Here is a 22,588-nt window from a genome sequence, read left to right as displayed (position 1 = left end):
TCGGTGGGCAGTTTTGCCCGCCGCGCTGTCTATCTCTCTGCCAACGCTTTTCCATTGGCCTTTTGGTCGTTAGGGAGAACTCCGTTCTTATGATCCGCCGTTCGTTGCCTGCCGTGTTTGCCTTGATCTTCGCCGCCCCGTTGCTGGCGGCGCCTGCTGGCCAGCAGACGCTGTTCAACTTTGTCCGTCCCGCCGACGTGGTGAAAATCACCACGGAAAACGCCGACCTGCCGCAAGCCAACGCCGAACAAACCCCTGAGGGTGAAGTGCTGCGCCGGGTGACGTTCAACCCGGTGGCCCGCCCGACGTTGCGCCTGACTCCGCAGGCCGGCGCCTGGGACTGGTCGCAGTCCGGCATGATGAGCCTGCGCCTGCAGAGTGCGATGAACTGGGCCGTGACGGTCTATGTGCAGATCCAGAGCAACAATGGCCAGACGCTGACCAGTCGCGTCGACCTGCCGGCCGGTCCGGCGCAAACCTTGCTGGTGCCATTGGTGGCGACCACGCCACTGAGCCAAGGCATGAAGGCCGGGCCGCCGATGCCGATGACCGTCGATGGTCAGCGCATTCTGCTGGCCAGCAGCAGCGGTGAAATCGACCGCAGCCAAATCGTATCGGTGAGTCTGTCGATGGATCAGCCGAAAGTTGCCCAGAGCCTGCTGCTCGAACGCTTTGGCGTGCAGGACGGCGAGGCGGTCACGCAAGCGGTGTACGGCAATCTGGTCGACGCTTATGGTCAGTCGACCCGCAGCAAATGGCCGGAAAAAATCGCCACTGACGAACAACTGAAATCTGCCGCCGCCAAGGAACAGCAACAGCTGAAAACCTGGCTGGCCGAGCGCGAGAAGTCCTCGCTGGACAAGTTCGGCGGCTGGAACAAAGGCCCGGCGTTCAAGGCCAGTGGTTTCTTCCGCACGGAAAAACGTGAAGGTCGCTGGTATCTGGTGACACCCGAAGGGCATCCGTTTTACTCCCTCGGCGTCAACACCGTCAGCCCCGAGGTCAACCAGACCTACGTGGCGGGTCGTGAATACATGTTCGAATCCCTGCCAAAAACCGGCGATCCCCTCGCCATCCACTTCGGTGAAGGCGACAACCGTGGCGGCAACGGTGCCGATCAGGGCCGGGGCTACGGCAATGGGCGCTGGTACGATTTCTATGCCGCCAACCTGCAACGTCTGTACGGCGAGCCCTGCACACCGGACAGCGACAGCAAGGCCGGAATCGCTGAAGCGGCCAAGGCTGGCGCGGCGGAAGAAACTGCCGCGAAAGCCGCAGAGCCGGTAGCAGGTGCCAGCGAAGCGAAGTCCGGTGTCGCCGAAGCGGCGAAAACCGACGCGGTGGCGGCGACTGCAAACGAAAAAACGGCCGATCAAGCCGTCAGCGCGCCGTGCAAAACCACGGTCGATGAGCCGCAATGGACTAGCCACACCCTTGACCGCCTGCAAGCCTGGGGTTTCAACACGATCGGCAACTGGAGTGCCGATGCGCTGGGTGACGCCGACCGCGTGCCCTACACCTTGCCGCTGTCGATCGTCGGCGATTACACCAGCATCAGCACCGGCAGCGACTGGTGGGGCGGCATGCCCGACCCGTTCGATCCGCGCTTTGCCATGGCCACTGAGCGCGCCGTGGCCATTGCCGCCCGTGATCACCGCGACGATCCGTGGCTGATCGGCTATTTCGCCGATAACGAGCTGGCCTGGGCCGGTCCCGGCGACGATCCGAAATCGCGCTACGCGTTGGCTTACGGCACCTTGAAAATGACCACCGACGTGCCGGCCAAACGCGCCTTCCTCAAGCAACTGCGTGACAAGTACCGTAATCAGGCGGGGCTGTCGAAGGCCTGGGGCATTGATCTGCCGGCGTGGGAATTGATGGAAGATCCGGGTTTCGTGCCGCCGCTGCCCAACCCGGAGCACCCGGAAATCGAGGCTGACTTCAAATACTTCCAGAAGGTCTTCGCCGACACCTACTTCAAGACCATTTCCGACTCGCTGAAATGGCACGCGCCGAATCAGTTGCTGCTCGGCGGTCGCTTCGCCATCAGCACCCCGGAGGCCGTGGCGTCCTGCGCGCAATATTGCGATGTGCTGAGTTTCAACATGTACACGCTGAAACCGCAGGACGGCTATGACTTTGCCGCGTTGAACGCGCTGGACAAACCGGTGCTGATCACCGAGTTCAACTTCGGCTCCACTGATCGTGGCCCGTTCTGGGGCGGCGTGACGCAACTGGCCAAGGAAGAAGATCGCGGCGCAGCGTATGCCAACTTCCTCAAACAGGCCTTGAGTGAACCGTCGATTGTCGGCGTGCACTGGTTCCAGTATCTGGATCAACCGGTGACCGGGCGTCTGCTCGATGGCGAGAACGGGCATTTCGGTCTGGTGGGGATTACCGATCTGCCATATCAGGGCTTTGTTGAAACCGTGCGCAAGGGCAATTTGCAAGCAGTTGAACAGCTCGGTAAAGAGGCTGAGAAAGCCGCAGCGGTCGCCGGTCATGAAGCTGAAGGCGGGCGCAAGGGCGAAGCCGGAAAAGGCCCGGGGGCCGGACATGCGGGCGGGCATTCGGGCAATGGTCATTAACAGCTGATATCGCCAGGATCGCCGCCTGCATTGGATTCACTCTTCTTGTAGGAGCTGCCGCAGGCTGCGATCTTTTGATCTCGTTGTTGATTTGACCGTCGGGCCCGCAGCTGTTCCCAAATCCCTCAAGGGCTGGAACAATGCGGGCCACTTTGTAGAGCGTTTTCGCGGGGGAGTTGCGGGTGCAGATTCAGGGACATTACGAGCTTCAATTCGAGCCGGTGCGCGAGGCTTTCGCCGCACTGTTCGACGATCCCCAGGAACGCGGCGCAGCCTTGTGCATTCAGGTCGGCGGAGAAACTGTCCTCGACCTCTGGTCCGGTACTGCCGACAAGGACGGCGCCGAGGCCTGGCACAGCGACACCATCGCCAACCTGTTCTCCTGCACCAAAACCTTCACCGCCGTCACTGCGCTGCAACTGGTCGCCGAGGGCAAGTTGCAACTGGATGTTCCGGTCGCCCGCTACTGGCCGGAGTTCGCTGCGGCCGGCAAAGAGGCCGTGACCCTGCGCCAGTTGCTCTGCCATCAGGCCGGTCTGCCGGCCCTGCGCGAACTGCTGGCGCCCGAAGCCCTTTACGACTGGCAAACCATGGTCGACGCCCTTGCGGCGGAAGCGCCGTGGTGGACGCCGGGCACTGGTCATGGTTATGCCGCGATCACCTACGGCTGGCTGATCGGCGAATTGCTCCGTCGGGCAGACGGTCGTGGCCCGGGGGAGTCGATCGTCGCCCGAGTGGCCAAACCGTTGGGTCTGGACTTCCATGTCGGCCTGGCTGACGAAGAATTCCACCGTGTCGCGCATATCGCCCGGGGCAAGGGCAATGCCGGTGACGCCGCCGCTCAACGCCTGTTGCAAGTGACCATGCGCGAACCCACCGCGATGACCACCCGCGCCTTCACCAACCCACCGTCGGTGCTTACCAGCACCAACAAACCGGAGTGGCGGCGCATGCAGCAACCAGCGGCCAACGGCCACGGCAATGCGCGCAGTCTGGCCGGTTTCTACGCCGGTCTGCTCGACGGCAGCCTGCTGGAAAGCGACATGCTTGAAGAGCTGACCCGCGAGCACAGCCTTGGCGAAGACAAAACGCTGCTGACCCGAACCCGTTTCGGTCTCGGCTGCATGCTCGATCAACCGGATGTCGCCAACGCCACTTACGGCCTCGGTCCACGGGCATTCGGCCATCCGGGCGCGGGCGGCTCCATCGGTTTTGCTGACCCTGAGCATGATGTCGCGTTTGGTTTTGTGACAAATACCCTTGGGCCGTACGTCTTGATGGATCCGCGTGCGCAGAAGCTCGCGCGGGTGCTTGCCACTTGTCTGTAAAGCGTCATCAGAGGTTCCAGGGCCGGAACCTCGACAGAATTTTCGATTAAAAGCGACTGTTTATCCGGGCGAAAGTGCTCTGATTTTTTAATTACTTCATTTTGTGGATTTTCAATGTCATCTAAAAAGACTCTCGCCCTGGCCCTGTGTGTGGCGATCACCGGTTGCGCACAGACTCCTAAAAACGATGCGGACGGCGGTAGCTGGTGGCCGTTCGGGTCTTCCGACAAAGTCGCAGCCAAAGAGCCGGCTCCGGCCCCGTTGAAGCCTGCTGCCACTGCTCCGGTTGCCAAGACTGAAAGCAGCAGCCCATGGTACTGGCCGTTTGGCTCGGATGATTCGACCGCCAAGGCCGACACCCAGCCCGAAGCTAAGCCCGCAGCCAAACCGGTTGAGGTGGCCAAAGCCGATGCCGACAAGGGCGGCAAATGGTGGTGGCCGTTCGGCGGCAAGGATCAGGACACCGCCAAAGTCGTGCCGATGCCGGACCCGAAAGTCACTCAAGCCTGGCTCGATGACTATGAGCCGCGTCTGCGTACTGCGATCCTTGACAGCAATCTACAACTCGAACGCCGCGACAACGTGCTGGTCGTGACCGCGCCGGTCGAAGGCTCGTTCAACCCGGATCGCCCGGCGATGCTGCTGCCAGTAACCCTCGGCCCTTTCACCCGCGTGGCGAAAATCCTCGAGGCCGACCCGAAAACTGCGGTGTTGGTACTGGGCCACAGCGATTCCAGCGGTGCTGCGCCAGCCAACATCAAATTGAGTCAGGAGCGTGCCCAGGCCATTGCGGCGATCTTCCGCCTCAGCGGTCTGCAACGTGATCGCCTGATGCTGCGCGGTATGGGCTCGGAAGCACCGCGTGCCGCCAACGACAGCGTTGAAGGCCGTGCCTTGAACCGTCGGGTTGAATTGCTGGTGACTCCGCAAAACACCATGGTTGCGCTGCTGAGCAAGTACAACATGCCGGCGCCGAAGCCTGTGACCATGGTCGCAGCGCAAGACGTCAAGCCAGTGGCCAAACCGGTGACACCGGCGCCAGCTGCGAAGAAAGCCGCTGTACCGACCACTAAAAAGGCTCCAGCCAAGAAAGCCGCTGCCAAAGCTCCGGCGAAAAAGGCCCCAGCCAAGGCTCCCGCGAAGAAAACCGCACCCGCCAAAGCCGCCGCGACCGACAAGAAAGTCGCCGCTGCCGACTCCACCAAAAAGTGATTCGCTAACGAAAAGGACTGCGCCATGACCCAGGCTCTGGCAGATATGCGTCGTGATTACACCCGGGATGGTTTGACCGAGGCGCAAGCTCCGGCCGAGCCGTTCGCGCTGTTCCACCAATGGTTCGCTGATGCGGTGAAAACCGAACAGGCGCCGGTGGAAGCCAACGCCATGACCTTGGCCACGGTCGATGCGGACGGGCGTCCGCATTGCCGCATTCTGCTGCTCAAGGGCCTGGACGAACAGGGTTTCACCTTCTTCACCAACTACGACAGTGCCAAGGGCCAGCATCTGGCGGCCAATCCGTTTGCCGCCATGACCTTCTTCTGGCCGACCCTGGAGCGCCAGGTGCGCATCGAAGGCCGGGTAGTGAAGGTCACGCCTGAAGAGTCCGATGCGTATTATCAGGTGCGACCACTCGGCAGTCGTCTGGGCGCCTGGGCGTCGCCGCAGAGCCGGGTGATCAACGGGCGGGGAGAGCTGGAAGATCTGCTCAAGGCTACCGAGCAGCGTTTCAGCGATACCCAGCCTGATTGCCCGGAGCACTGGGGCGGTTACCGCTTGCTGCCCGAGCGCATCGAATTCTGGCAGGGCCGTCCGAGCCGTCTGCACGATCGCCTCAACTACCGTTTGAAGGACACCGACTGGATTCTTGAACGTCTGGCACCCTAGGCAGTCTACCGAGCGGGATAGCCTGCCGAAGCGGCCTCAAGCCACTTCGGCAGGTCTCGACGCTTGATTCTTTGCGCCTGAGCCTGGGCCAACCGTTCGAGCATGAAGGCGCGTTTGCCTTCGTCCTTGCCGGCCAGTGACAATGCCAGGTCGCGATCCATCCAGCGCTTGATCCGTACGTACAGCCACCAATGGAAGTACAAACCGGCGACGGTGGTGACGACAATGATGAAGTAATCCATGAAAATCCTTGGTGTCCGTGGCGCAGAATCGGTAATTTGGCGCTACTGTAGTGGCTACCTCAGGTAAAGCAGGTGTCTGTACCGCGCCTGAATGAAAGCCAATTTATCCGGGCGGTGTCGTGACAGGCGTCAAGCCGCGGAGTTTAATGAATATATGTTTCTTTGGAGTTGATGCTATGCGTAAGTCTGTTCTGCTGGTTGCTTCCTTTTCCACGATGGCGATGTTGCTTACCGGCTGCCAATCGAGCCTGACCGGTGACTCCTACTCCCGTGACGAAGCGCGTCGCGTGCAGACGATTCGCATGGGCACCATCGAATCCCTGCGCCCGGTGAAAATCGAAGGCACCAAGACCCCGATCGGCGGCGCTGCAGGCGCAGTGGTTGGCGGTGTCGGCGGCAGCGCCATCGGCGGCGGCAAAGGCAGCATCGTGGCAGCCGTTATCGGTGCGGTGGCGGGCGGCCTGATCGGCTCGGCTACTGAAGAAGGCCTGACCCGTACCCAAGGCGTGGAAATCACCGTGCGCGAAGACGATGGCAGCATGCGCGCCTACGTGCAGCAGGTTCAGGAGAATGAAGTGTTCCGTGTTGGCGAGCGCGTACGCATCTCCACCGTTGGCGGGACCAGCCGCGTTTCGCACTAAGCGGAAGGTAGGTTAAAGAAAACCCCGATCAGGTGACTGATCGGGGTTTTGTTTTTTGCTTCAAATTCGGTAAATCAGTAATCAGCACAGGTGCCCATGAAGAACTCCAAACCCTTCGGGAGGCTATCTTTGAGAAGAGTTTTCAGCGCATTGACTTGATCTGTAATCAACAACAGCTCTCCGGGTTCCAATTCAAGTCATCTTGAGCGTCATCAGGATAAAAGCCGTTCGAAAGGTAGCGCATTCAGTTAAATAGCCTGTTTTTCGGTGTTAACTGTAATCAAACGAAATTTGATAGTCGTTGGTACTCAGAGCGATTTGATGTTGAAAGTGCGGCTGAATGGTCGCGACCCAGTTCTCGACGACGTTGAAGCTGCCATTATTGATGTTGCCCTCCACCGGAATGCCTAAGGCATTAAGTACTGATTCATCCTCTCCCAGATCTTTTGAAAGCTCTTCGCCCTGGAATTGCAGGGATGCTGTGTCGTACCACTCCATTCTCAGTTTCAGTCCCATCTCTTCCTCACAGATATCTTTTTTTAATGCTTCTTTCTTTTATAGGCCCTTCGCGTTGCTCTCCTGTGTAGGGATCGTAGGCTCCTAGGTGAGTTCCATCACTTCGGTACATTTCTAACTCTCCATGCCTCGAATCCCATTCGTAAATTCTCCTTCCCTTGGCATCTGTCCAGCGTTTACGAAGTCCACCTCCGCCCTGGACGGGATTCTTGTCTTTAACTTTTTTCAATTCTGGAAATGCGGTGATTTGTTCTGTAGTCGGCGGTCCGTGGTAGCTATGGCCAGCAGGCGCCAAGCCTTTGCGTGTTGTGTTCAGTACAACGTATAACGGTTTTACCCCCGAACCCACCGGAAACACCAAAATGAAATCCCGGTACTCCGGCGGATAAACCGGATTCACCAGAATCCCGTCCGCCGCTTTCGTCGGCGGATACACCCAGATATGCGGTGCTTGCGGTGCAGCCTCCAAGGCAGGAATGCCGAGGATGTCGGAGCCATCCACCGCCGGCGTCCAGATCAGTTCGATACCTTCGCCCAGATCCGCGATGAACTGACTACCACGCGCGCTGAACTGCACGACATCAACCATTTCCCAATCGCGGTTCTTGCCGGTGTAAAAGCCGTAGCCCTTGAGACTGCCGTCTGCCTGCTGTTCAACACGCAGGCGCACGCGGGTGCGGGCTTGTTTCAGGGCGCGCAATTGGTCTTCGGTGTAAAGGGCGCTGTCGCCGAGGGTGGGTGTCCAGAACACCGCAACCACTGCCGAGAGCGCGGCAGCACCCGCCGCGCCAAGTGCTGTGATTGCGAGAGCGGCGAGGGTGGGTATGCGCACTGCGATGCGCTCGACGCCCAGTGAAACCGTATCGCCACTGATCGCTTGAAGATTCAACACGCCCGCGGCATCGGCATCGGCATCGGCTTCGCGAGCGCCGAGCCAGGCGATTTCACCGTAGTCCTTCAGGCTGTCGGTCGGCACCATGCCCGAAGGATTCGAGTAGTCGATGATGGCGTCCGGTAACTTGCAGGACTTGGCGAACACGCATCCCGCGCGCGGCACCTCAGGCGCTGCCGCAGCCATTTCGCGGGTGCGCTCAAAGGCATCCTGCCGGGCCAACATGGCGTCGTAAGCGTTTTGTCTGGATTCGCGAGCGGCCAGTTCGCTGGCCGTCATGTAACGGTGGGTGACGTGATGCCCGTCGCCCGCCGGTGGGTTGGGAACCCGGGGAATGTCCTTGTTGCCAGCCACTGATCGTCCTTTCGCTCATCCATCGACAGCCCTTTGAAAGGGCTGTGCGACGTTAACGAAGCACGAAAGATATGGCTGTAGGACGCGTCTCTAAAGACGTGGGATTATTCGACTACAGTAATTTGTCGAGAACGAACTCTTTGAACCAGGGTGGCTGGATATCTGATTTGATTTCAATCAGCTCGCCATCGGTGATTTCTGCTATTTGTGTCAGCCCTTCACTACCTTCATCCGAGTTATCGAAAATGTAAGCTCTGTTGGATGTCAGGATAGCCTCAGAAAGTAGCTCCAGAGATCTCCAGTAACGGGCCCTGATTTTTTCAGGAGGAACGTTGTGCCCACCTTGCGACACACGGTAGGCAACCCTGGCGATGTTGATTTCGGGATCGGCGGTAGCGACGTAATAAACATAGACTCTGTAGCCGGAGTTATGAGCGTCGGCAAGCAGTTTGACTTTGTCTGAGGAGGACATGACCGTTTCAAACGTAAAGCTGATGCGTTCTCTGATCAGCGACCTTCGTATGAAGTCGGAAAGGGCCGAAGCAACGTAGGAGTCGATCTCGGTATTTGCGAAGCTGAGTCTCTCACCTTCCATCGTGAGTGAATCCAGCTTTGCCAGCGAGCGAGGGGATTTCTCCAGTAGCGCGTGTTGGCGGAGAAAATCGAAAATCTGTTCTTTGTGAGATTCAATGTGATACGAGGTGAAGTCAAAATACCCCGTATCTTTAATCGCCCGCTCTATGTCATCCGGGTTGATGTAATTTCCCCGCAAGTGGGCAGGAACAAGTCGATTGAAGGTGCTTTTTCCCGATCCGTTCGGTCCCGCAAATATCCGTATTCTGGGTGTGCTCAAGAAGTGACCTGTTTTGCAGATTTATTGATGTGCAGGCGCGTGCCGCTTTTCAGATTTCCATAAGTGCCGATCGAGCGCAGTGCAATGGACGTCTTCTCTGTCACCTTAAATAGCTGACCATCTTTAGCGACAAGAACGGCTGCGCCATTGGCAAGTGCCATTTTGTAGGCATTGCTGAATGCCTTCAGGGCGATGTCTGGAATTCGGGATTCCTGGACGGCAATCTGGTCGTCCGTCATTGGGCGTTTTTCTGCTTTACGTGACATGGATGCCTCCGGGAATACCGTGCGGGAACGGCTGCTGGCTTGACGAAAGATATAGCACACTTGCACGGCTTATTGCTAAGCCGTGCAGTTGTCATGAGCCAGCACTCAGGCCCTTTGAATGGTGCTACTGCGACTCGCCGCCGCTGTCACCGCATAACCGATCAACGCCGCGAACAACGATCCGGTCAGAATGCCCATTCGATCCATGCCGGCGTAGTCGCTCACGCCCGGTTCAAAGGCCAGCGAACCGACAAACAGACTCATGGTGAAGCCGATGCCGCAGAGGATCGCCACGCCCAATACCTGACCCCAATTGGCACCCTGGGGCAGGGAGGCGATGCCGATCTTCACCGCCAGCCAGGTCAGGCCGAACACGCCGACGGTCTTGCCCAGCAAGAGGCCGACGGCGATACCCAACGGTACGTGGTGGGTAAAGCTTTCGACGGTGACGCCGCTCAGCGACAGGCCGGCGTTGGCGAAGGCGAACAGCGGCAGGATGCCGTAAGCGACCCAGGGATGCAGCGCGTGCTCCAGCGTCAGCAGTGGCGAAGGCTCGGCATTTTTCGTCCGTAGCGGGATGCAGAAGGCCAGGGTTACGCCGGCCAGCGTCGCATGGACACCGCTCTTGAGAACGCACACCCACAGGATCAAACCGATGATCATGTACGGCCCAAGCTTGACCACGCCGAGCCGGTTCATCGCCACCAGCGCGGCGATACATGCCGCCGCCAGGCCCAGCGACAGAGTCGACAGTTCACCCGAGTAGAAGATCGCAATGATTACGATGGCGCCGAGGTCGTCGATGATCGCCAGCGTCATCAGAAACAACTTCAGCGACACCGGCACGCGCTTGCCCAGCAGGGCCAGCACGCCGAGAGCGAAGGCGATATCGGTGGCGGTCGGGATGGCCCAGCCATCGAGCGCTGCCGGATTGTCACGGTTGAGGAACCAGTAGATCAGCGCCGGCACCAGCATGCCGCCGATAGCGGCCGCGCCGGGCAATACGATTTGCGATGGTTTGGACAGTTGACCGTCGAGGACTTCGCGCTTCACTTCCAGGCCAATCAGCAGGAAGAACAGCGCCATCAGACCGTCGTTGATCCACAGCAGCAGGGGTTTGGCGATTTTCAGCGCGCCAATCTGTGCCACCACTGGCGTGTCGAGCAGGCCGGTGTACAGCCACGACAGGGCCGAGTTGTTGATAATCAAAGCCAGAATGGCCGCGGCGATCAATAACAGACCGCTGGCAGCTTCCAACTGAAAGAAACGCGTGAAAGTGCTACGCAGAGGCAAGGTCGCTCTCCATCGAATCGTCAAAAAGGTGGAACACCCTAACCCGTACTGTTAGTTGTTAAAACAAAAGTTATATTCTTTTTTGTTATATGTCGTTACAAGGTGTCTGGCTCAAGCCACGGTGAGCCTAGCAGTTGCCTGACACATTGAGACTCAGCTGTATCTGTGCGCGATGCAGGAATTTTCCTAAGCTGACGGATGAGCCTTCCAGGGAGGCTGATCTCCTGCCCCGATCCAACGAGAACCATGACCATGAGCGACAACCGACAGTGGGCCCGCGAAGCCATCCGCATCATCGAAGCGGATTTCCAGCGCAGCGCCGACACCCACCTGATTCCTTTGCCGCTGCCGGGTTTCCCGGACATCGAGTTGTACTTCAAGGATAAGTCCAGCCATCCGACCGGCAGCCTCAAGCATCGGCTGGCCCGTTCGCTGTTTCTGTATGCGTTGTGTAATGGCTGGCTCAAACCCGGCGCGCCGGTGATCGAGGCATCCAGCGGTTCGACGGCGATTTCCGAAGCGTATTTCGCACGTATGCTCGGCCTGCCGTTCATCGCGGTGATGCCGGCGACCACGTCGAAAGAGAAGATTGCCCAGATTGCTTTCTACGGTGGTCAGAGCCATCTGGTAAAAGATCCGACGCAGATCTACGCCGAATCCGAGCGTCTGGCGCGCGAGCATGGCGGTCACTTCATCGACCAGTTCACTTACGCTGAGCGCGCCACCGACTGGCGAGCGAACAACAACATCGCCGAATCGATTTTCCAGCAGATGCGCTACGAGAAGCATCCCGAGCCGAGCTGGCTGATTTCCAGCCCCGGCACCGGCGGCACCACCGCGACCCTTGGCCGATACGTGCGCTATCGCCAGCACTGCACACGTGTGCTGTGCGCGGATGCCGAGCGTTCGGTGTTCTTCGATTACTACCAGACCGGCGATGCGAGTCTGCGTCTGGATTGTGGTTCGCGGATCGAGGGTATTGGTCGGCCACGGGTGGAAGCGTCGTTCCTGCCCAAAGTGATCGATGCGATGGTCAAGGTGCCGGACGCTTTGTCGCTGGCCGCCATGCATTATCTGGCGCAGCGTCTGGGCCGGCATGTCGGCGGGTCGAGCGGCACCAATCTGATCGGTGCATTGATGGCAGCGCAGCAGATGAAAGCGGCGGGGGAGTCGGGGTCGATCGTGGCGATTCTGTGCGATGGTGGCGAGCGTTATGCCGACACCTATTACGATCAGGCGTGGTTGAAGGCGCAGGGGTATGAGCTGGACGGGTTGATTGACGCGGTGGCGGCGAGTGCCGAACGCGGTGAGGTGCTGCCGACTTCAGTGCTGCGCGCCAATATTTGAGTCACTGAATACCAAATGTGGGAGCTGGCTTGCCAGCGATAGCGGAGGCTCAGTCAACATTAATGTTGAATCCAAGTCCGTCATCGCTGGCAAGCCAGCTCCCACAGGATTTCGTGTTGCTTCAGATGATTAATCAGTCAGACCCAGAATGTCGCGAGCCACGGCTTCCGCGATGCGAATCCCATCGACACCCGCCGACAGAATCCCGCCCGCATAACCCGCGCCTTCACCGGCCGGGAACAAGCCTTTCACGTTCATGCTCTGCAGCGTCTCGTTGCGCGTAATACGCAGCGGCGACGAGGTGCGTGTCTCGATCCCGGTCAATACCGCATCGTGCAGCGAATAACCGCGAATCTGCTTCTCGAACGCCGGCAACGCTTCACGAATGGCCTCGATGGCAAAGTCTGGCAGTGCCAGCGCCAGATCACCCAGCGCCACGCCCGGTTTGTACGACGGCTCGACTTCGCCCAGTTCGGTCGAAGGAATATCGTTGATGAAATCGCCGACCAGTTGTGCCGGGGCTTTGTAGTCGCTGCCGCCGAGGATGAACGCGTGAGATTCCAGACGTTCCTGCAATTCGATGCCGGCCAGCGGGCCGCCCGGATAATCGACTTCCGGGGTGATGCCGACGACGATGCCGGAGTTGGCGTTGCGCTCGTTACGCGAGTACTGGCTCATACCGTTGGTGACCACGCGATTCGGCTCGGAAGTCGCCGCGACCACGGTGCCGCCCGGGCACATGCAGAAGCTGTAGACCGAGCGGCCGTTCTTGGCGTGGTGCACCAGTTTGTAGTCAGCGGCTCCCAGTTTCGGGTGGCCGGCGTATTTGCCCAGCCGCGCACGGTCGATCAGCGATTGCGGGTGTTCGATGCGGAAACCCACCGAGAACGGTTTGGCTTCCATGAACACGCCACGGCCGTGGAGCATGCGGAAGGTGTCGCGGGCGCTGTGGCCGAGGGCCAGAACCACGTGCTTCGAATGCAGGATTTCGCCGCTGGCCAGTTGCACGCCGACCAGTTGGCCGTCTTCGATCAGTACGTCGGTGACGCGCTCCTGAAAGCGCACTTCGCCGCCCAGCTCGCGGATCTGCTCGCGCATGTTTTCAACCATGCCGGTCAAACGGAAGGTACCGATGTGCGGTTTGCTGACGTAGAGGATTTCTTCCGGCGCGCCGGCCTTGACGAACTCGTGCAGGACTTTACGGCCAAGGAACTTCGGATCCTTGATCTGGCTGTACAGCTTGCCGTCGGAGAACGTCCCCGCGCCGCCTTCGCCGAACTGTACGTTCGACTCGGGGTTGAGCACGCTTTTACGCCACAGGCCCCAGGTGTCTTTGGTGCGCTGACGCACTTCGGTGCCGCGTTCGAGGATGATCGGCTTGAAGCCCATCTGTGCCAGCAACAGGCCGGCGAAGATCCCGCACGGGCCGAAACCGACGACGATCGGCCGCTGGCTCAGGTCGCTTGGCGCCTGGCCGACGAATTTGTAGCTGACATCCGGCGCCACGTTGACGTTACGGTCGTCGGCGAACTTGCCCAACACCTTGGCCTCGTCGCGGACTTCGAGGTCGATGGTGTAGATGAAGCACAGTTCGGAGGACTTTTTGCGCGCGTCGTAACTGCGCTTGAACAAGGTGAAATCGAGCAAGTCATCGCTGGCGATGCCCAGGCGCTGCACGATGGCAGGGCGCAGGTCTTCTTCGGGATGGTCGATTGGCAGCTTGAGTTCAGTGATTCGTAACATGGCGAGGATCCGGGTTCGCGGGGCGCACAACTGCGCCAGGGCGTTTGAAGGCCGCGATTATAAGCCGCAAAGGCCGGATCCGGTGAGGCTAAAACGCTCAGTCGTTGCGCGATCCGCCGAAATACCCGCAGCCACGCTGCACCTGACCGTCGATGCGCAGTTCGGCGCTCATGTGCTGCACGCTGCCGGTTTTGCTGTCGACACAGCGTTGCGGCGCGACCCACAGTTCGATGCGTTGGTTATTGGCTTCACTGCTGAGGTTGAAGCGACCGTCGCCCAGTTGTTCTTCAACATAAGGCACGGCAAGCGGCGGCTGACCGTCGCGCTCGATGACCATGCCTTTGCCACTGACTTTTACGTTCCATTCCGGGCCATGGCCGCTGGCGCGCAGGATCAGCAGTTTGAAATTGGCGTCATCGCACGCGGTGCCGGAGCGCTCGACGCGATACAACTGGGTGAGGTCGAGGCGGTCGCCGGCGACTTTGCCGCGTACGTCGGCGAACAGTTTGCCCTGCTCATCGGCGAGGGTCGCCGCCTCCTGCAGAATGCTGGTGCCGCCGATGTCGTTGACCACGTACTGACGCTGTTCGCCACACGACTGGAATACCAGTTTGCCGTCGACTGCGGTCAGTTGCCCCTGCATCCGCGTCTGCCCGACATGCGAGGCACTTTCACGCTGGCCATCGAACAACTGGCAGGCGGCAAACAACGGTAACAAGGCAACAAGGACTAACGAACGGGCAACACGCATCTTCGGCTCTCCAGACAAGTGCCGCCACGTTACGCAGCCTGACCGTTCATCACAAGGGTTTAGCCCACGTGAAACGTCTGACCGGTTTGCAGTCCTTCAACACTTTTCGCGTAGGCCAATGCCACATCCGCCGCCGGAACCGGTTTGTAGCCACGGAAGTAGGGTGCATAGCTGCCCATGGCTTCCAGCAGGACGGTCGGGCTGATCGAGTTCACCCGCAGGCCGCGCGGCAGTTCGATGGCGGCTGCGCGCACGAAGCTGTCCAGTGCGCCATTGACCAGTGCCGCCGATGCGCCACTGCGGATCGGGTCATGACTGAGGACGCCAGTGGTGAAGGTGAAAGAAGCGCCGTCATTGGCGAATTCGCGGCCGATCAGCAGCAGATTGACCTGGCCCATCAGCTTGTCTTTGAGGCCCAGGGCAAAGCTGTCTTCGTTCATTTCACCCAACGGGGCGAAGGTCACGTTACCGGCCGCGCAGACCAGCGCATCGAACTTGCCGGTCTGCTCGAACAGCTCTCGGATGGATGCGCTGTCGCTGATGTCGACGTGGAAATCGCCGCTGTTGCGACCGATGCGAATGACTTCATGACGTTGCGACAGCTCTTTGTCCACGGCCGAACCGATGGTGCCGCCAGCGCCTATCAACAGAATTTTCATTGTGCTGTGCCTCAAGTGTTTGAACGAGATCTCAGTCTAGAGTGGTTTTTTCTGTAGATAAGCGCACTAATGGGCAACCTTTGGTTTTCAAATGGAAACAATCCATGAGCGAGATGGATGACCTCGCGGCGTTCGCCGTGTTGATCGAGGCCGGCAGTTTTACCCTGGCCGCACAGCAATTGGGTTGCAGCAAGGGCCAGTTGTCCAAGCGCATCAGCCAACTTGAAGCGCGATTTTCCGTGGTGTTGCTGCAACGCACGACCCGCCGTTTGAGCCTGACTGCAGCCGGCGCGGCATTGCTGCCGCAAGCCCAGGCGTTGGTCGTCCAGGTAGAACGGGCGCGTCAGGCATTGGCACGATTGAAGGACGACATGGCCGGCCCGGTCCGTATGACGGTGCCGGTGTCGCTGGGGGAGACTTTCTTCGATGGGCTGCTGCTGGAGTTTTCGCAGAAATATCCCGAGGTGCAGATCGAGCTGGAGCTGAATAACAGCTACCGCGATTTGTCCCGGGACGGCTTCGACCTGGCGATCCGCAGTGAAGTGGCCAATGACGAGCGACTGGTGGCCAAACCGCTGCTGGCCTGGCAGGAAATGACCTGCGCCAGTCCGGCGTATCTCGAACGTTTCGGCGAGCCGACGACGCCGCAGGCGCTGGCCGAGCACCGTTGTTTGCTTAACAGTCATTACAGTGGTCGCGAAGAGTGGCTGTATCACCAGCAACATGAGCTGCTGCGCGTGCGGGTATCAGGGCCGTTCGCCAGCAACCATTACAACCTGCTGAAGAAAGCCGCGTTGACCGGGGCCGGTATCGCCCGATTACCGTCGTACCTGCTGCAAGCGGAATTGGCCGACGGTCGACTGCGCTGGCTCCTGCGCGATTACCAGACCCGGCGCATGCCGATGTATCTGGTGCATCCGTATCAGGGCGGATTACCCAAACGTACGCAGGTATTGGCGGACTATCTGATCGGCTGGTTCAAACGCAGCGGCGAGGCGCTCGATCGCCTCCAGCGCTGACGTCATTTTCCTGTGGGAGCGAGCCTGCTCGCGAATGCATTGATTCAGTCAACACATGATGTGAATGTGAAACCGTTTCGCGAGCAGGCTCGCTCCCACAGGGGATTTGCTTATTTGGCGAAACGGTGTGCGATCAGGTGATCTATCGACAACCTGCCAGGGCCACGCGCCATCAGGAACAGCAGCACCGCTGCCCACGTGCCATGCGTCGGATAGGCGTCTGGATACACAAACAGCTGAATGGTCAGCGTCATCCCCAGCAGTGCCAGCGCTGAAAACCGTGTGGCGAATCCGATCAGGATCAGGACCGGGAAAAAGTGCTCGGCAAACGCAGCCATGTGCGCGGCGATTTCCGGCGACAGCAGTGGCACGTGGTATTCGCTTTTGAACAGTGGAATCGTTGAATCCGCCAGACGCGGCCAGCCGAGTTGAAACGTCCCGTCAATCAGGTCGATAGCCAGGCCCTCGACCTTGGTCTGCCCGGATTTCCAGAACACTGCCGCAATCGAAAAACGCGCGATGAACGCGATCAGACTGTGGGGGATTTTCTCCAGCAGCGCGATGGCGCGGGGGATGAGCGTGTTCATGGCGATTCCTTGTCGTTCAGATGAGTGATGGCGTTGTGTGCAATCAATAGGGCCAGGGTTTGACTGAGGTCGAACGGCGGGCTGTTTTCCGCTGCTGCCAGCAATGCCTGGCCATCAAGCAATTGACGGATAAACACGCTGGCGCCGTGTTCGAGGGCAAACACCTCGACGTCCAGACAGTTACGCAAGACCAGGGCGTACTGCTCTTGGTGGAGGTTGATGCCTGCAAGTGTTGCGTCGTATTGATGCGCTGCCCAGATCGCGACAACGGCATGGCTTGAGTCGAGCAGGCGCAACGACGGGTGAAGCCCGAAGCGCAGTTCGCTCAAAGAGTCGGGTGCAGACAGTGCGGCGGTGATTTCTTCCGGACTGATCGGGTTGGCATCGGCGGCGTGATAGGCGAGGGTACGCAGGTGCTCGAGGCGTGCGACATCGGCCAGATAAGGCACGCTGAATGTCGGTTCAAAGCTTTCGATGAAATCCGCAAAGTCTTCGCCATAGAAGCTCATCAACGGACTGTGGGGTGGCTGAGCCTGGATGAAAACGGCTGCCATGGCGCGGAAGAATTCCTCGCCAACCAGTTGCGCAACCACCGGGTAACTATCGCCCAGAGCGTTGATCAGCGAACTTTGCACGTTGTTGCGATACACCGCGAAGCGGCTCTCGGGATCGGCACCGTTGGCGCTGCACAGGCCTTTGGGGCAAGGCGATTGCACATCGAGCAGTGCCGCCGCGAAGGTCGCTTGAGTGCTCATGATCGACCCCCGGCTTGCATCAACAGGTCATCAGCCTGCCGGGCCTCGGCGAGCAAGACGCTGAACGCCGGCAAATTGTTGTCGCGTTCGATCAGCGTTGCTACCGGGCCTGTGCGCTCCAGCACTTGGCGGTACAGATTCCATACAGCCAGATCGATCGGCGCACCATGATCGTCGATCAGCAAACGGTCGCCGAGACTGTCGCGATCTTCTGCAAAACCAGCCAGATGAATCTCGCCAACCGCGTGCAATGGCAAGGCATCGAGGTAGGCCAATGGGTCGCGTTGATGGTTGATGCACGATACGTAGACGTTATTGACGTCCAGCAGCAGGCCGCAGCCGCTACGGCGGATGACGTCGGCAATGAAGTCAGCTTCGTCGATGGTCGAGCGCTGAAAGGCCAGATACGTCGCCGGATTTTCCAGCAGCATGGGGCGCCCGAGGCTGTTCTGCACTTGGTCTATGTGCTCGCAGACGCGGTTCAGCGTTGGCGTGTCATAGGCCAGTGGCAGCAAGTCATTGAGGAACACCGGGCCATGGCTGGACCAGGCCAGGTGTTCGGAAAAGGAGTGCGGTTGATAGCGTTCGATCAGTGCACCGAGACGCTTGAGGTGTTGAACATCAAGCGGCCCTTCAGCGCCGATGGACAGCCCGACACCGTGCAGCGACAGCGGGTACTGTTCGCGAATCAATCCCAGAAAATGATGAAACGGACCGCCGGCCACCATGTAGTTTTCGGCGTGGACTTCGAAAAAACCGAGGTCCGGTTGTGAGCCGAGCACTTCCCTGAAGTGCCCGGTCTTGAGACCCAGCCCAGCGCGGGCAGGGAGCCCGGTGTGGGCTGCCTGAGTGTCGGAAAGGGCAGGGTTGTTGATTGTGAACATGATCGTCACTCAGGCAGGCCGCAGGTCAGGATTTCGCTTTGAAGGCTTCCATCTGACCGAAGCCGGTCGGCGAGGTCTTGCTTTCAGTGGTGGCGCAAGTGCCTTTCGGAACGAGTTTCCAGGCGTTTGCCTGGTAGTCCATTTTCGCGGTGCCGGCACAGGTAGTGCCTGCACCTGCGGCGCAATCGTTATGACCTTTCATCGCCACGCCGAAGCATTTTTCCATGTCGGCGTCAGCGGCGTGGACGGTCGATACGGCGGCCATACTCAGAGCAGAGCCAAGGGCCAGAACCAGTGCAGTGGCGGACAGGGTGCGAGTGGTAGCAGTCATGATGTTTCTCCGAGTTGAGCTTGGGTTTTTACAAGCGAAGTGCGCTTGCTTACCCCACTAGAGAACGGTCATGGCGATGCGTTACAACCTCCTGAAAACTTTTTTCAAAAAACATCGCCCCCTGTAAGAGCTGCGGCACGCTGCGATCTTTTGATCTTAAAAACAAGATCAAAAGATCGCAGCGTGCCGCAGCTCTTACAGGGGAGTGTTCTATAGTCTTTTCAATGGCCACGTTCACAGGCCGATTTACCAGGACGGTATCTTATGAAAACGGAGCGCTCAGACTCAGGCGTGCTATCGCGCAGGACTTCAACTTTGGCCTTGGCGTGCGCGCTGCCGTTGCTGTGCAGCACGCTGGCCGCGCAGCCGTTGCTTGATCCGCAGGACACGCTCAAGCGCATCAATTACAACTACAACACCCTCAAGCAAGAGTGCCAGGAGCCGGACACCGGCGCCCCGCGCGGTCTCTACTATTGCAGTGGCGTGACCTTGCGCATGGTCAACGACGGGCCCTTCAATCCCTGGGATTACAGCCCCTACGCGGTCAAGATCGGTGCGACTTCCTACTCGTGGATTCGCAAGGATCTGAGTACCAAGATTCTCATTCACCCGGCCGGTTTGATCCTGCGAACCCCAACCGATGCAGCGGCGTTGAACCTGCCGGTCAAGGAGCAGGGGTTTACCTGCATCTACGCATTCGATGGCGGCACCGGGCCTGAGCGCAAATGGTACGGCTGCGGGTTTTTTGACAGTCGCGAGCCACCGCGTGCCGCCCAGGGCGTAATGAACAACCGCAATGCCGCGCTGGCCTACGGCACTTGTGCGGAAGCCGGGGTCACCACCGCAGAGCAATGGACGCAAAAATATACCGGGCTGATGAAGGGGCCGATCCAGTACGGCCAGTGTTCCTTTAACGCGGAAAAACCCAGCGACTGGCACGCGATGATCCGGGTTCACGAGTCCCGGCCGACCACCACCAACAAAGACCCGTTCTCTTACAGCGCCCAGGTCAACGAGTTCATGTTGAAGAACGCCACCGCAACCAACGATGGCAGCGAAAACATGAAGTACATCGATGCCTTCATCTACAACGTCAACAGCACGCAGAACTTCGCCACTCGCGGCGATCAGGCCCCGCCGAAACCGGAAAACGGCCTGAACAGCGCGCGCAACTTCCAGAAGAAACTCCAGGCACAGGGTTACAGCGTGCCAATCCTGCGGCTGGATTTCACCAAGCCTGCCGAGCAACGTTTCAGCTATGTCGCTGCTGACCAGGCGATAGACCTGACGGCGGCTGGCAGCGCGCAGCCGACACCGACACCCGCGCAGAAATACATCGCTGAAGCGGTGTGGGTCGAACGTTTCGATCCCGGCAGCAAGAAAAACGAATGGTCGCTCAAGATCACCCCCACTGCCCAAGGCAAAGCGATTCAGGCCAGTGATCAGGAGGCCTTGTACAAAGAACTGTTCGCCCTGCGTGGCGCCGATAGTCAGTGGCGCGACAACGAGAAATCGGCGGGCAGCATGCGCGGGCAACTGAGCTGCCTGATCCAGAACTATCCGGCAAAAACCGAATGGAATCTGGAACCGTTCCGCCCCAACGTTTCTGCGCAGGAATCGGCCAAGGCCGGTTGCAATCCGGTTCCGGTTGCGGCACCGACATACATTGCCTCCGCCAATTGGATCAAACGTTACGATCCCGGCACCAGCAAGGATGAGTGGAGCCTGAGCGTGGTCCCCACAGCGGCGGGCCGTGCCTTGCCCAGCGAGCAGGTGGCTGCGTTGTACGACCAATTGTTCGCGCTAAAAGGCGCCGACAGCAACTGGCGTGACAACGAAAAATCCGCCGGAAGCATGCGCCAGCAATTGAATTGCGTCCTGGTCAATTACCGCAACAAAACGCCGTGGAATCTTGAGCCTTTCCGGCCGGCGTTATCGGACAACGAGACGCGGGCTGCGGGTTGTAACCCGGTCCCGCGTTGAGGGTGTGTGTTGGCTAATCAAGGAGATGCAAGCCATGAAAAAACGCTTGAACAGGATCGCTCCATTGCTCATGTTCCCGCTGCTGATGCAGGCGACATGGGCCAATGCCGAGTCATGCGACGAGACGCTGAGGAAGGTCGAATCGTTGTACAACAAAACCGTCGACAGCTGCGGCCAGGATCCCGCCTCGGACTGTTCAGGGCTTTTGGTGCGTGGCACGCACCGCGCCGATCCGGCCAAGGGGCAAAAATGGGACGTCTGGAATCCCAGCCCGAAAGCGCTGGAACTGGGTACTTTTGCCGCGTCGTACATGCGCGCCGACCGTATCAGTTACGAAGACCCGGGCATGAGCACGCAGAACGGCTATCTGATTACGCCCAGAGATTTGGTTCGCGATCCCGAGACGCCGGTGCATGTCTATTGCGCGTTCCCCAACGATGCCTGGACTGATTTCCGCAATGACCGAGGTTGCGGCGACAATAAAAACACCGCCCCGACTGAAGCGGTCTGCCAGGCCATGAAACCACCGATCACCAGTCCGAACGCCTGGGTCGCGCACTTTACCCAGTACAACAACAATCGACAGCAGGATCAGTTGCAATGCGGCTTCAACATGCGCAATCCGATGAGCAGCAAGGAGCGCGTCGACGCTTTCCGCAACTTCATGGGCGCACGCAAAGTCATCAACAGTCGCGAGTTTCAGACCCAGACAGAACTGCGTCTGGGCAACCCGAAAACTGACGAGCTGCCGATTCTGGCTTTCTTCTACAGCGATCAACGTGGCTTGAACGATGCGATGGCCAACCAGCGCGACTACAAGGCCAAGACCGGCAAGGATCGCAATATCATCGGGATCGTCTTCCCGAAGACCCCGGACGCCAAGGCCACTTTCTCCTGCGTTCAAACGTCGACGCCTCCGGCACAACAGTTCTGCGAGAAGTACATCGAGTCGAGCACCTGGGTACAACGCCCCGATCCGAAACTGGGGCCGAACACCTGGTCGCTCTCCGTGGTGCCGACTGCTTGCGGCCGCGCAATCAAGGACGATCAGACCGACCGGATGTTTGCCGAGCTGTACAACAAGCATAAGGACGATCAGCAATGGCGGCAGTACAGCGTCAATGGCGGGTCATTGCGTCGGCAGATGGTTTGTCATCTGGCGGCTGTCTACGATGGCAAGCCTGTACGAAACAAGCCAGAGTGGAACCTTGAGCCGGCACGGCCATACGTCGATCAGGCCACGGCGGTAGCGCAGTACTGCAACCCGTACTAAGCGATTGCTACAACTCTCCACTGTGGGAGCGAGCCTGCTCGCGAAGAGGGAGCATCAGTCAGCACATTTGCTGAATGACACACCGCTTCGCGAGCAGGCTCGCTCCCACAGGGGGCTTGTGTTGGATTCAGGATTGGCAGATGAAAAAAAACGGCCCGAAGGCCGTTTTGTTGTTTGGCGAAATGCATCAACCGCCGAGGTACGCCTCGCGTACTTTCGGGTCGGTCAGCAGGGCTTCACCAGTGCCTTGCATGACCACGCGGCCGTTCTCCAGAACGTACGCGCGGTCGGCGATTTTCAGCGCCTGGTTGGCGTTCTGCTCGACCAGGAACACCGTCACACCGTCCTTGCGCAGTTGTTCGATGATGTCGAAGATCTGCTGGATGATGATCGGTGCCA

Annotated in this window: 23 protein-coding genes and 1 pseudogene; 9 read left to right on the top strand and 15 right to left on the bottom strand. The window is 59.2% G+C overall.

Translation table 11 applies throughout. From position 1 onward, the window contains the following. Positions 1 to 89: 89 nt before the first annotated feature. The 4 genes from ACIOWE_RS09190 to pdxH all read left to right on the top strand — a co-directional run bounded on the left by ACIOWE_RS09190 (position 90) and on the right by pdxH (position 5,800). Entirely contained in the window at positions 90 to 2,588 is a 2,499-nt protein-coding gene (locus tag ACIOWE_RS09190; protein ID WP_401390110.1) for a beta-agarase, read from the top strand. A gap of 182 nt (positions 2,589 to 2,770) precedes the next feature. After that, positions 2,771 to 3,916: a serine hydrolase domain-containing protein gene (locus ACIOWE_RS09185; RefSeq protein ID WP_401390107.1), complete on the top strand. Its 1,146-nt coding sequence runs from the start codon at positions 2,771 to 2,773 to the stop codon at positions 3,914 to 3,916. Positions 3,917 to 4,030: 114 nt separating this feature from the next. After that, positions 4,031 to 5,128, top strand: a complete 1,098-nt coding sequence (locus ACIOWE_RS09180) for an OmpA family protein (RefSeq protein WP_401390104.1) — start codon at positions 4,031 to 4,033, stop codon at positions 5,126 to 5,128. Between the two features lie 24 nt (positions 5,129 to 5,152). After that, positions 5,153 to 5,800 (top strand): pyridoxamine 5'-phosphate oxidase, encoded by a 648-nt coding sequence (pdxH, locus tag ACIOWE_RS09175; protein ID WP_401390101.1) that lies wholly within the window; start codon positions 5,153 to 5,155, stop codon positions 5,798 to 5,800. A 5-nt stretch (positions 5,801 to 5,805) separates the two neighbouring features. Here pdxH and ACIOWE_RS09170 read toward each other — a convergent pair whose 3' ends face one another. Next, positions 5,806 to 6,042 carry a hypothetical protein gene (locus ACIOWE_RS09170; RefSeq protein WP_401390098.1) on the bottom strand — a complete coding sequence of 79 codons (237 nt, stop codon included), beginning with the start codon at positions 6,040 to 6,042 and terminating at the stop codon, positions 5,806 to 5,808. Positions 6,043 to 6,218: 176 nt separating this feature from the next. On the opposite strand from ACIOWE_RS09170, the gene ACIOWE_RS09165 reads away from it, so the two are divergent. Beyond that, positions 6,219 to 6,683, top strand: a complete 465-nt coding sequence (locus ACIOWE_RS09165; RefSeq protein ID WP_007969461.1) for a glycine zipper 2TM domain-containing protein — start codon at positions 6,219 to 6,221, stop codon at positions 6,681 to 6,683. A gap of 74 nt (positions 6,684 to 6,757) precedes the next feature. On the opposite strand, the gene ACIOWE_RS09160 is transcribed toward ACIOWE_RS09165, so the two are convergent. From ACIOWE_RS09160 to nhaA, 6 genes are all read right to left on the bottom strand, one after another. Beyond that, positions 6,758 to 6,853, bottom strand: coding sequence for a hypothetical protein (locus ACIOWE_RS09160; protein ID WP_401390324.1), 96 nt, complete (start codon positions 6,851 to 6,853; stop codon positions 6,758 to 6,760). Positions 6,854 to 6,953: 100 nt separating this feature from the next. Continuing rightward, entirely contained in the window at positions 6,954 to 7,199 is a 246-nt protein-coding gene (locus ACIOWE_RS09155) for a colicin E3-like toxin immunity protein (protein ID WP_401390095.1), read from the bottom strand. Between the two features lie 7 nt (positions 7,200 to 7,206). Beyond that, the gene (locus tag ACIOWE_RS09150; RefSeq protein ID WP_401390092.1) at positions 7,207 to 8,445 is read right to left on the bottom strand and encodes an S-type pyocin domain-containing protein; all 1,239 of its coding nucleotides are present in this window, start codon (positions 8,443 to 8,445) and stop codon (positions 7,207 to 7,209) included. A gap of 112 nt (positions 8,446 to 8,557) precedes the next feature. Then, the gene (locus ACIOWE_RS09145; RefSeq protein ID WP_401390089.1) at positions 8,558 to 9,298 is read right to left on the bottom strand and encodes a zeta toxin family protein; all 741 of its coding nucleotides are present in this window, start codon (positions 9,296 to 9,298) and stop codon (positions 8,558 to 8,560) included. Next, on the bottom strand, positions 9,295 to 9,564 hold the full coding sequence (locus ACIOWE_RS09140; RefSeq protein WP_401390086.1) for a hypothetical protein: 270 nt from the start codon (positions 9,562 to 9,564) through the stop codon (positions 9,295 to 9,297). The genes ACIOWE_RS09145 and ACIOWE_RS09140 overlap by 4 nt, the downstream gene beginning before the upstream one ends. Before the next feature lie 105 nt (positions 9,565 to 9,669). Further along, positions 9,670 to 10,857 (bottom strand): Na+/H+ antiporter NhaA, encoded by a 1,188-nt coding sequence (gene nhaA, locus ACIOWE_RS09135; RefSeq protein WP_201238809.1) that lies wholly within the window; start codon positions 10,855 to 10,857, stop codon positions 9,670 to 9,672. A gap of 252 nt (positions 10,858 to 11,109) precedes the next feature. Here nhaA and ACIOWE_RS09130 point away from each other — a divergent pair, with 252 nt between their 5' ends. Then, on the top strand, positions 11,110 to 12,204 hold the full coding sequence (locus ACIOWE_RS09130; protein ID WP_401390082.1) for a PLP-dependent cysteine synthase family protein: 1,095 nt from the start codon (positions 11,110 to 11,112) through the stop codon (positions 12,202 to 12,204). A gap of 129 nt (positions 12,205 to 12,333) precedes the next feature. On the opposite strand, the gene ACIOWE_RS09125 is transcribed toward ACIOWE_RS09130, so the two are convergent. The 3 genes from ACIOWE_RS09125 to ACIOWE_RS09115 form a co-directional block, all read right to left on the bottom strand. After that, positions 12,334 to 13,947, bottom strand: coding sequence for an NAD(P)/FAD-dependent oxidoreductase (locus tag ACIOWE_RS09125; protein ID WP_401390079.1), 1,614 nt, complete (start codon positions 13,945 to 13,947; stop codon positions 12,334 to 12,336). 97 nt (positions 13,948 to 14,044) lie between these two features. After that, positions 14,045 to 14,698, bottom strand: coding sequence for a COG3650 family protein (locus tag ACIOWE_RS09120; protein ID WP_401390076.1), 654 nt, complete (start codon positions 14,696 to 14,698; stop codon positions 14,045 to 14,047). 59 nt (positions 14,699 to 14,757) lie between these two features. Beyond that, positions 14,758 to 15,357 (bottom strand): short chain dehydrogenase, encoded by a 600-nt coding sequence (locus ACIOWE_RS09115; RefSeq protein ID WP_401390073.1) that lies wholly within the window; start codon positions 15,355 to 15,357, stop codon positions 14,758 to 14,760. A gap of 104 nt (positions 15,358 to 15,461) precedes the next feature. Between ACIOWE_RS09115 and ACIOWE_RS09110 the strand changes: the two genes are divergently transcribed. Then, positions 15,462 to 16,376, top strand: a complete 915-nt coding sequence (locus ACIOWE_RS09110) for a LysR family transcriptional regulator (RefSeq protein ID WP_401390070.1) — start codon at positions 15,462 to 15,464, stop codon at positions 16,374 to 16,376. A 110-nt stretch (positions 16,377 to 16,486) separates the two neighbouring features. On the opposite strand, the gene ACIOWE_RS09105 is transcribed toward ACIOWE_RS09110, so the two are convergent. Genes ACIOWE_RS09105 through ACIOWE_RS09090 form a run of 4 tightly spaced genes read right to left on the bottom strand, consistent with a single transcriptional unit; the run spans position 16,487 to position 18,933 of the window. Next, on the bottom strand, positions 16,487 to 16,963 hold the full coding sequence (locus tag ACIOWE_RS09105) for a DoxX family protein (RefSeq protein WP_401390068.1): 477 nt from the start codon (positions 16,961 to 16,963) through the stop codon (positions 16,487 to 16,489). Further along, complete coding sequence (locus ACIOWE_RS09100; RefSeq protein ID WP_401390065.1) at positions 16,960 to 17,718, bottom strand: DUF2063 domain-containing protein; 759 nt, start codon at positions 17,716 to 17,718, stop codon at positions 16,960 to 16,962. The genes ACIOWE_RS09105 and ACIOWE_RS09100 overlap by 4 nt, the downstream gene beginning before the upstream one ends. Next, positions 17,715 to 18,602: a DUF692 domain-containing protein gene (locus ACIOWE_RS09095; RefSeq protein WP_401390062.1), complete on the bottom strand. Its 888-nt coding sequence runs from the start codon at positions 18,600 to 18,602 to the stop codon at positions 17,715 to 17,717. The genes ACIOWE_RS09100 and ACIOWE_RS09095 overlap by 4 nt, the downstream gene beginning before the upstream one ends. Before the next feature lie 25 nt (positions 18,603 to 18,627). After that, a complete protein-coding gene (locus tag ACIOWE_RS09090; protein WP_315446003.1) occupies positions 18,628 to 18,933 on the bottom strand; it encodes a DUF2282 domain-containing protein in 306 nt (101 codons plus the stop codon). A 264-nt stretch (positions 18,934 to 19,197) separates the two neighbouring features. On the opposite strand from ACIOWE_RS09090, the gene ACIOWE_RS09085 reads away from it, so the two are divergent. Together ACIOWE_RS09085 and ACIOWE_RS09080 are read left to right on the top strand one after the other, a co-directional pair. Then, positions 19,198 to 20,916, top strand: coding sequence for a DUF2599 domain-containing protein (locus ACIOWE_RS09085; RefSeq protein WP_401390059.1), 1,719 nt, complete (start codon positions 19,198 to 19,200; stop codon positions 20,914 to 20,916). Between the two features lie 34 nt (positions 20,917 to 20,950). After that, positions 20,951 to 22,189, top strand: a complete 1,239-nt coding sequence (locus ACIOWE_RS09080; protein ID WP_401390056.1) for a DUF2599 domain-containing protein — start codon at positions 20,951 to 20,953, stop codon at positions 22,187 to 22,189. 187 nt (positions 22,190 to 22,376) lie between these two features. Here ACIOWE_RS09080 and ACIOWE_RS09075 read toward each other — a convergent pair. Further along, positions 22,377 to 22,588, bottom strand: a pseudogene (locus ACIOWE_RS09075) (ABC transporter ATP-binding protein); the annotation flags it as partial.

The sequence above is a fragment of the Pseudomonas sp. NPDC087598 genome (genome assembly GCF_044743525.1).
In the GTDB taxonomy this organism is placed as follows: Bacteria; Pseudomonadota; Gammaproteobacteria; order Pseudomonadales; family Pseudomonadaceae; genus Aquipseudomonas.
The sequence above is the reverse complement of the archived record's forward strand: the minus strand, read 5'-3'. Positions and strand labels throughout refer to the sequence as shown.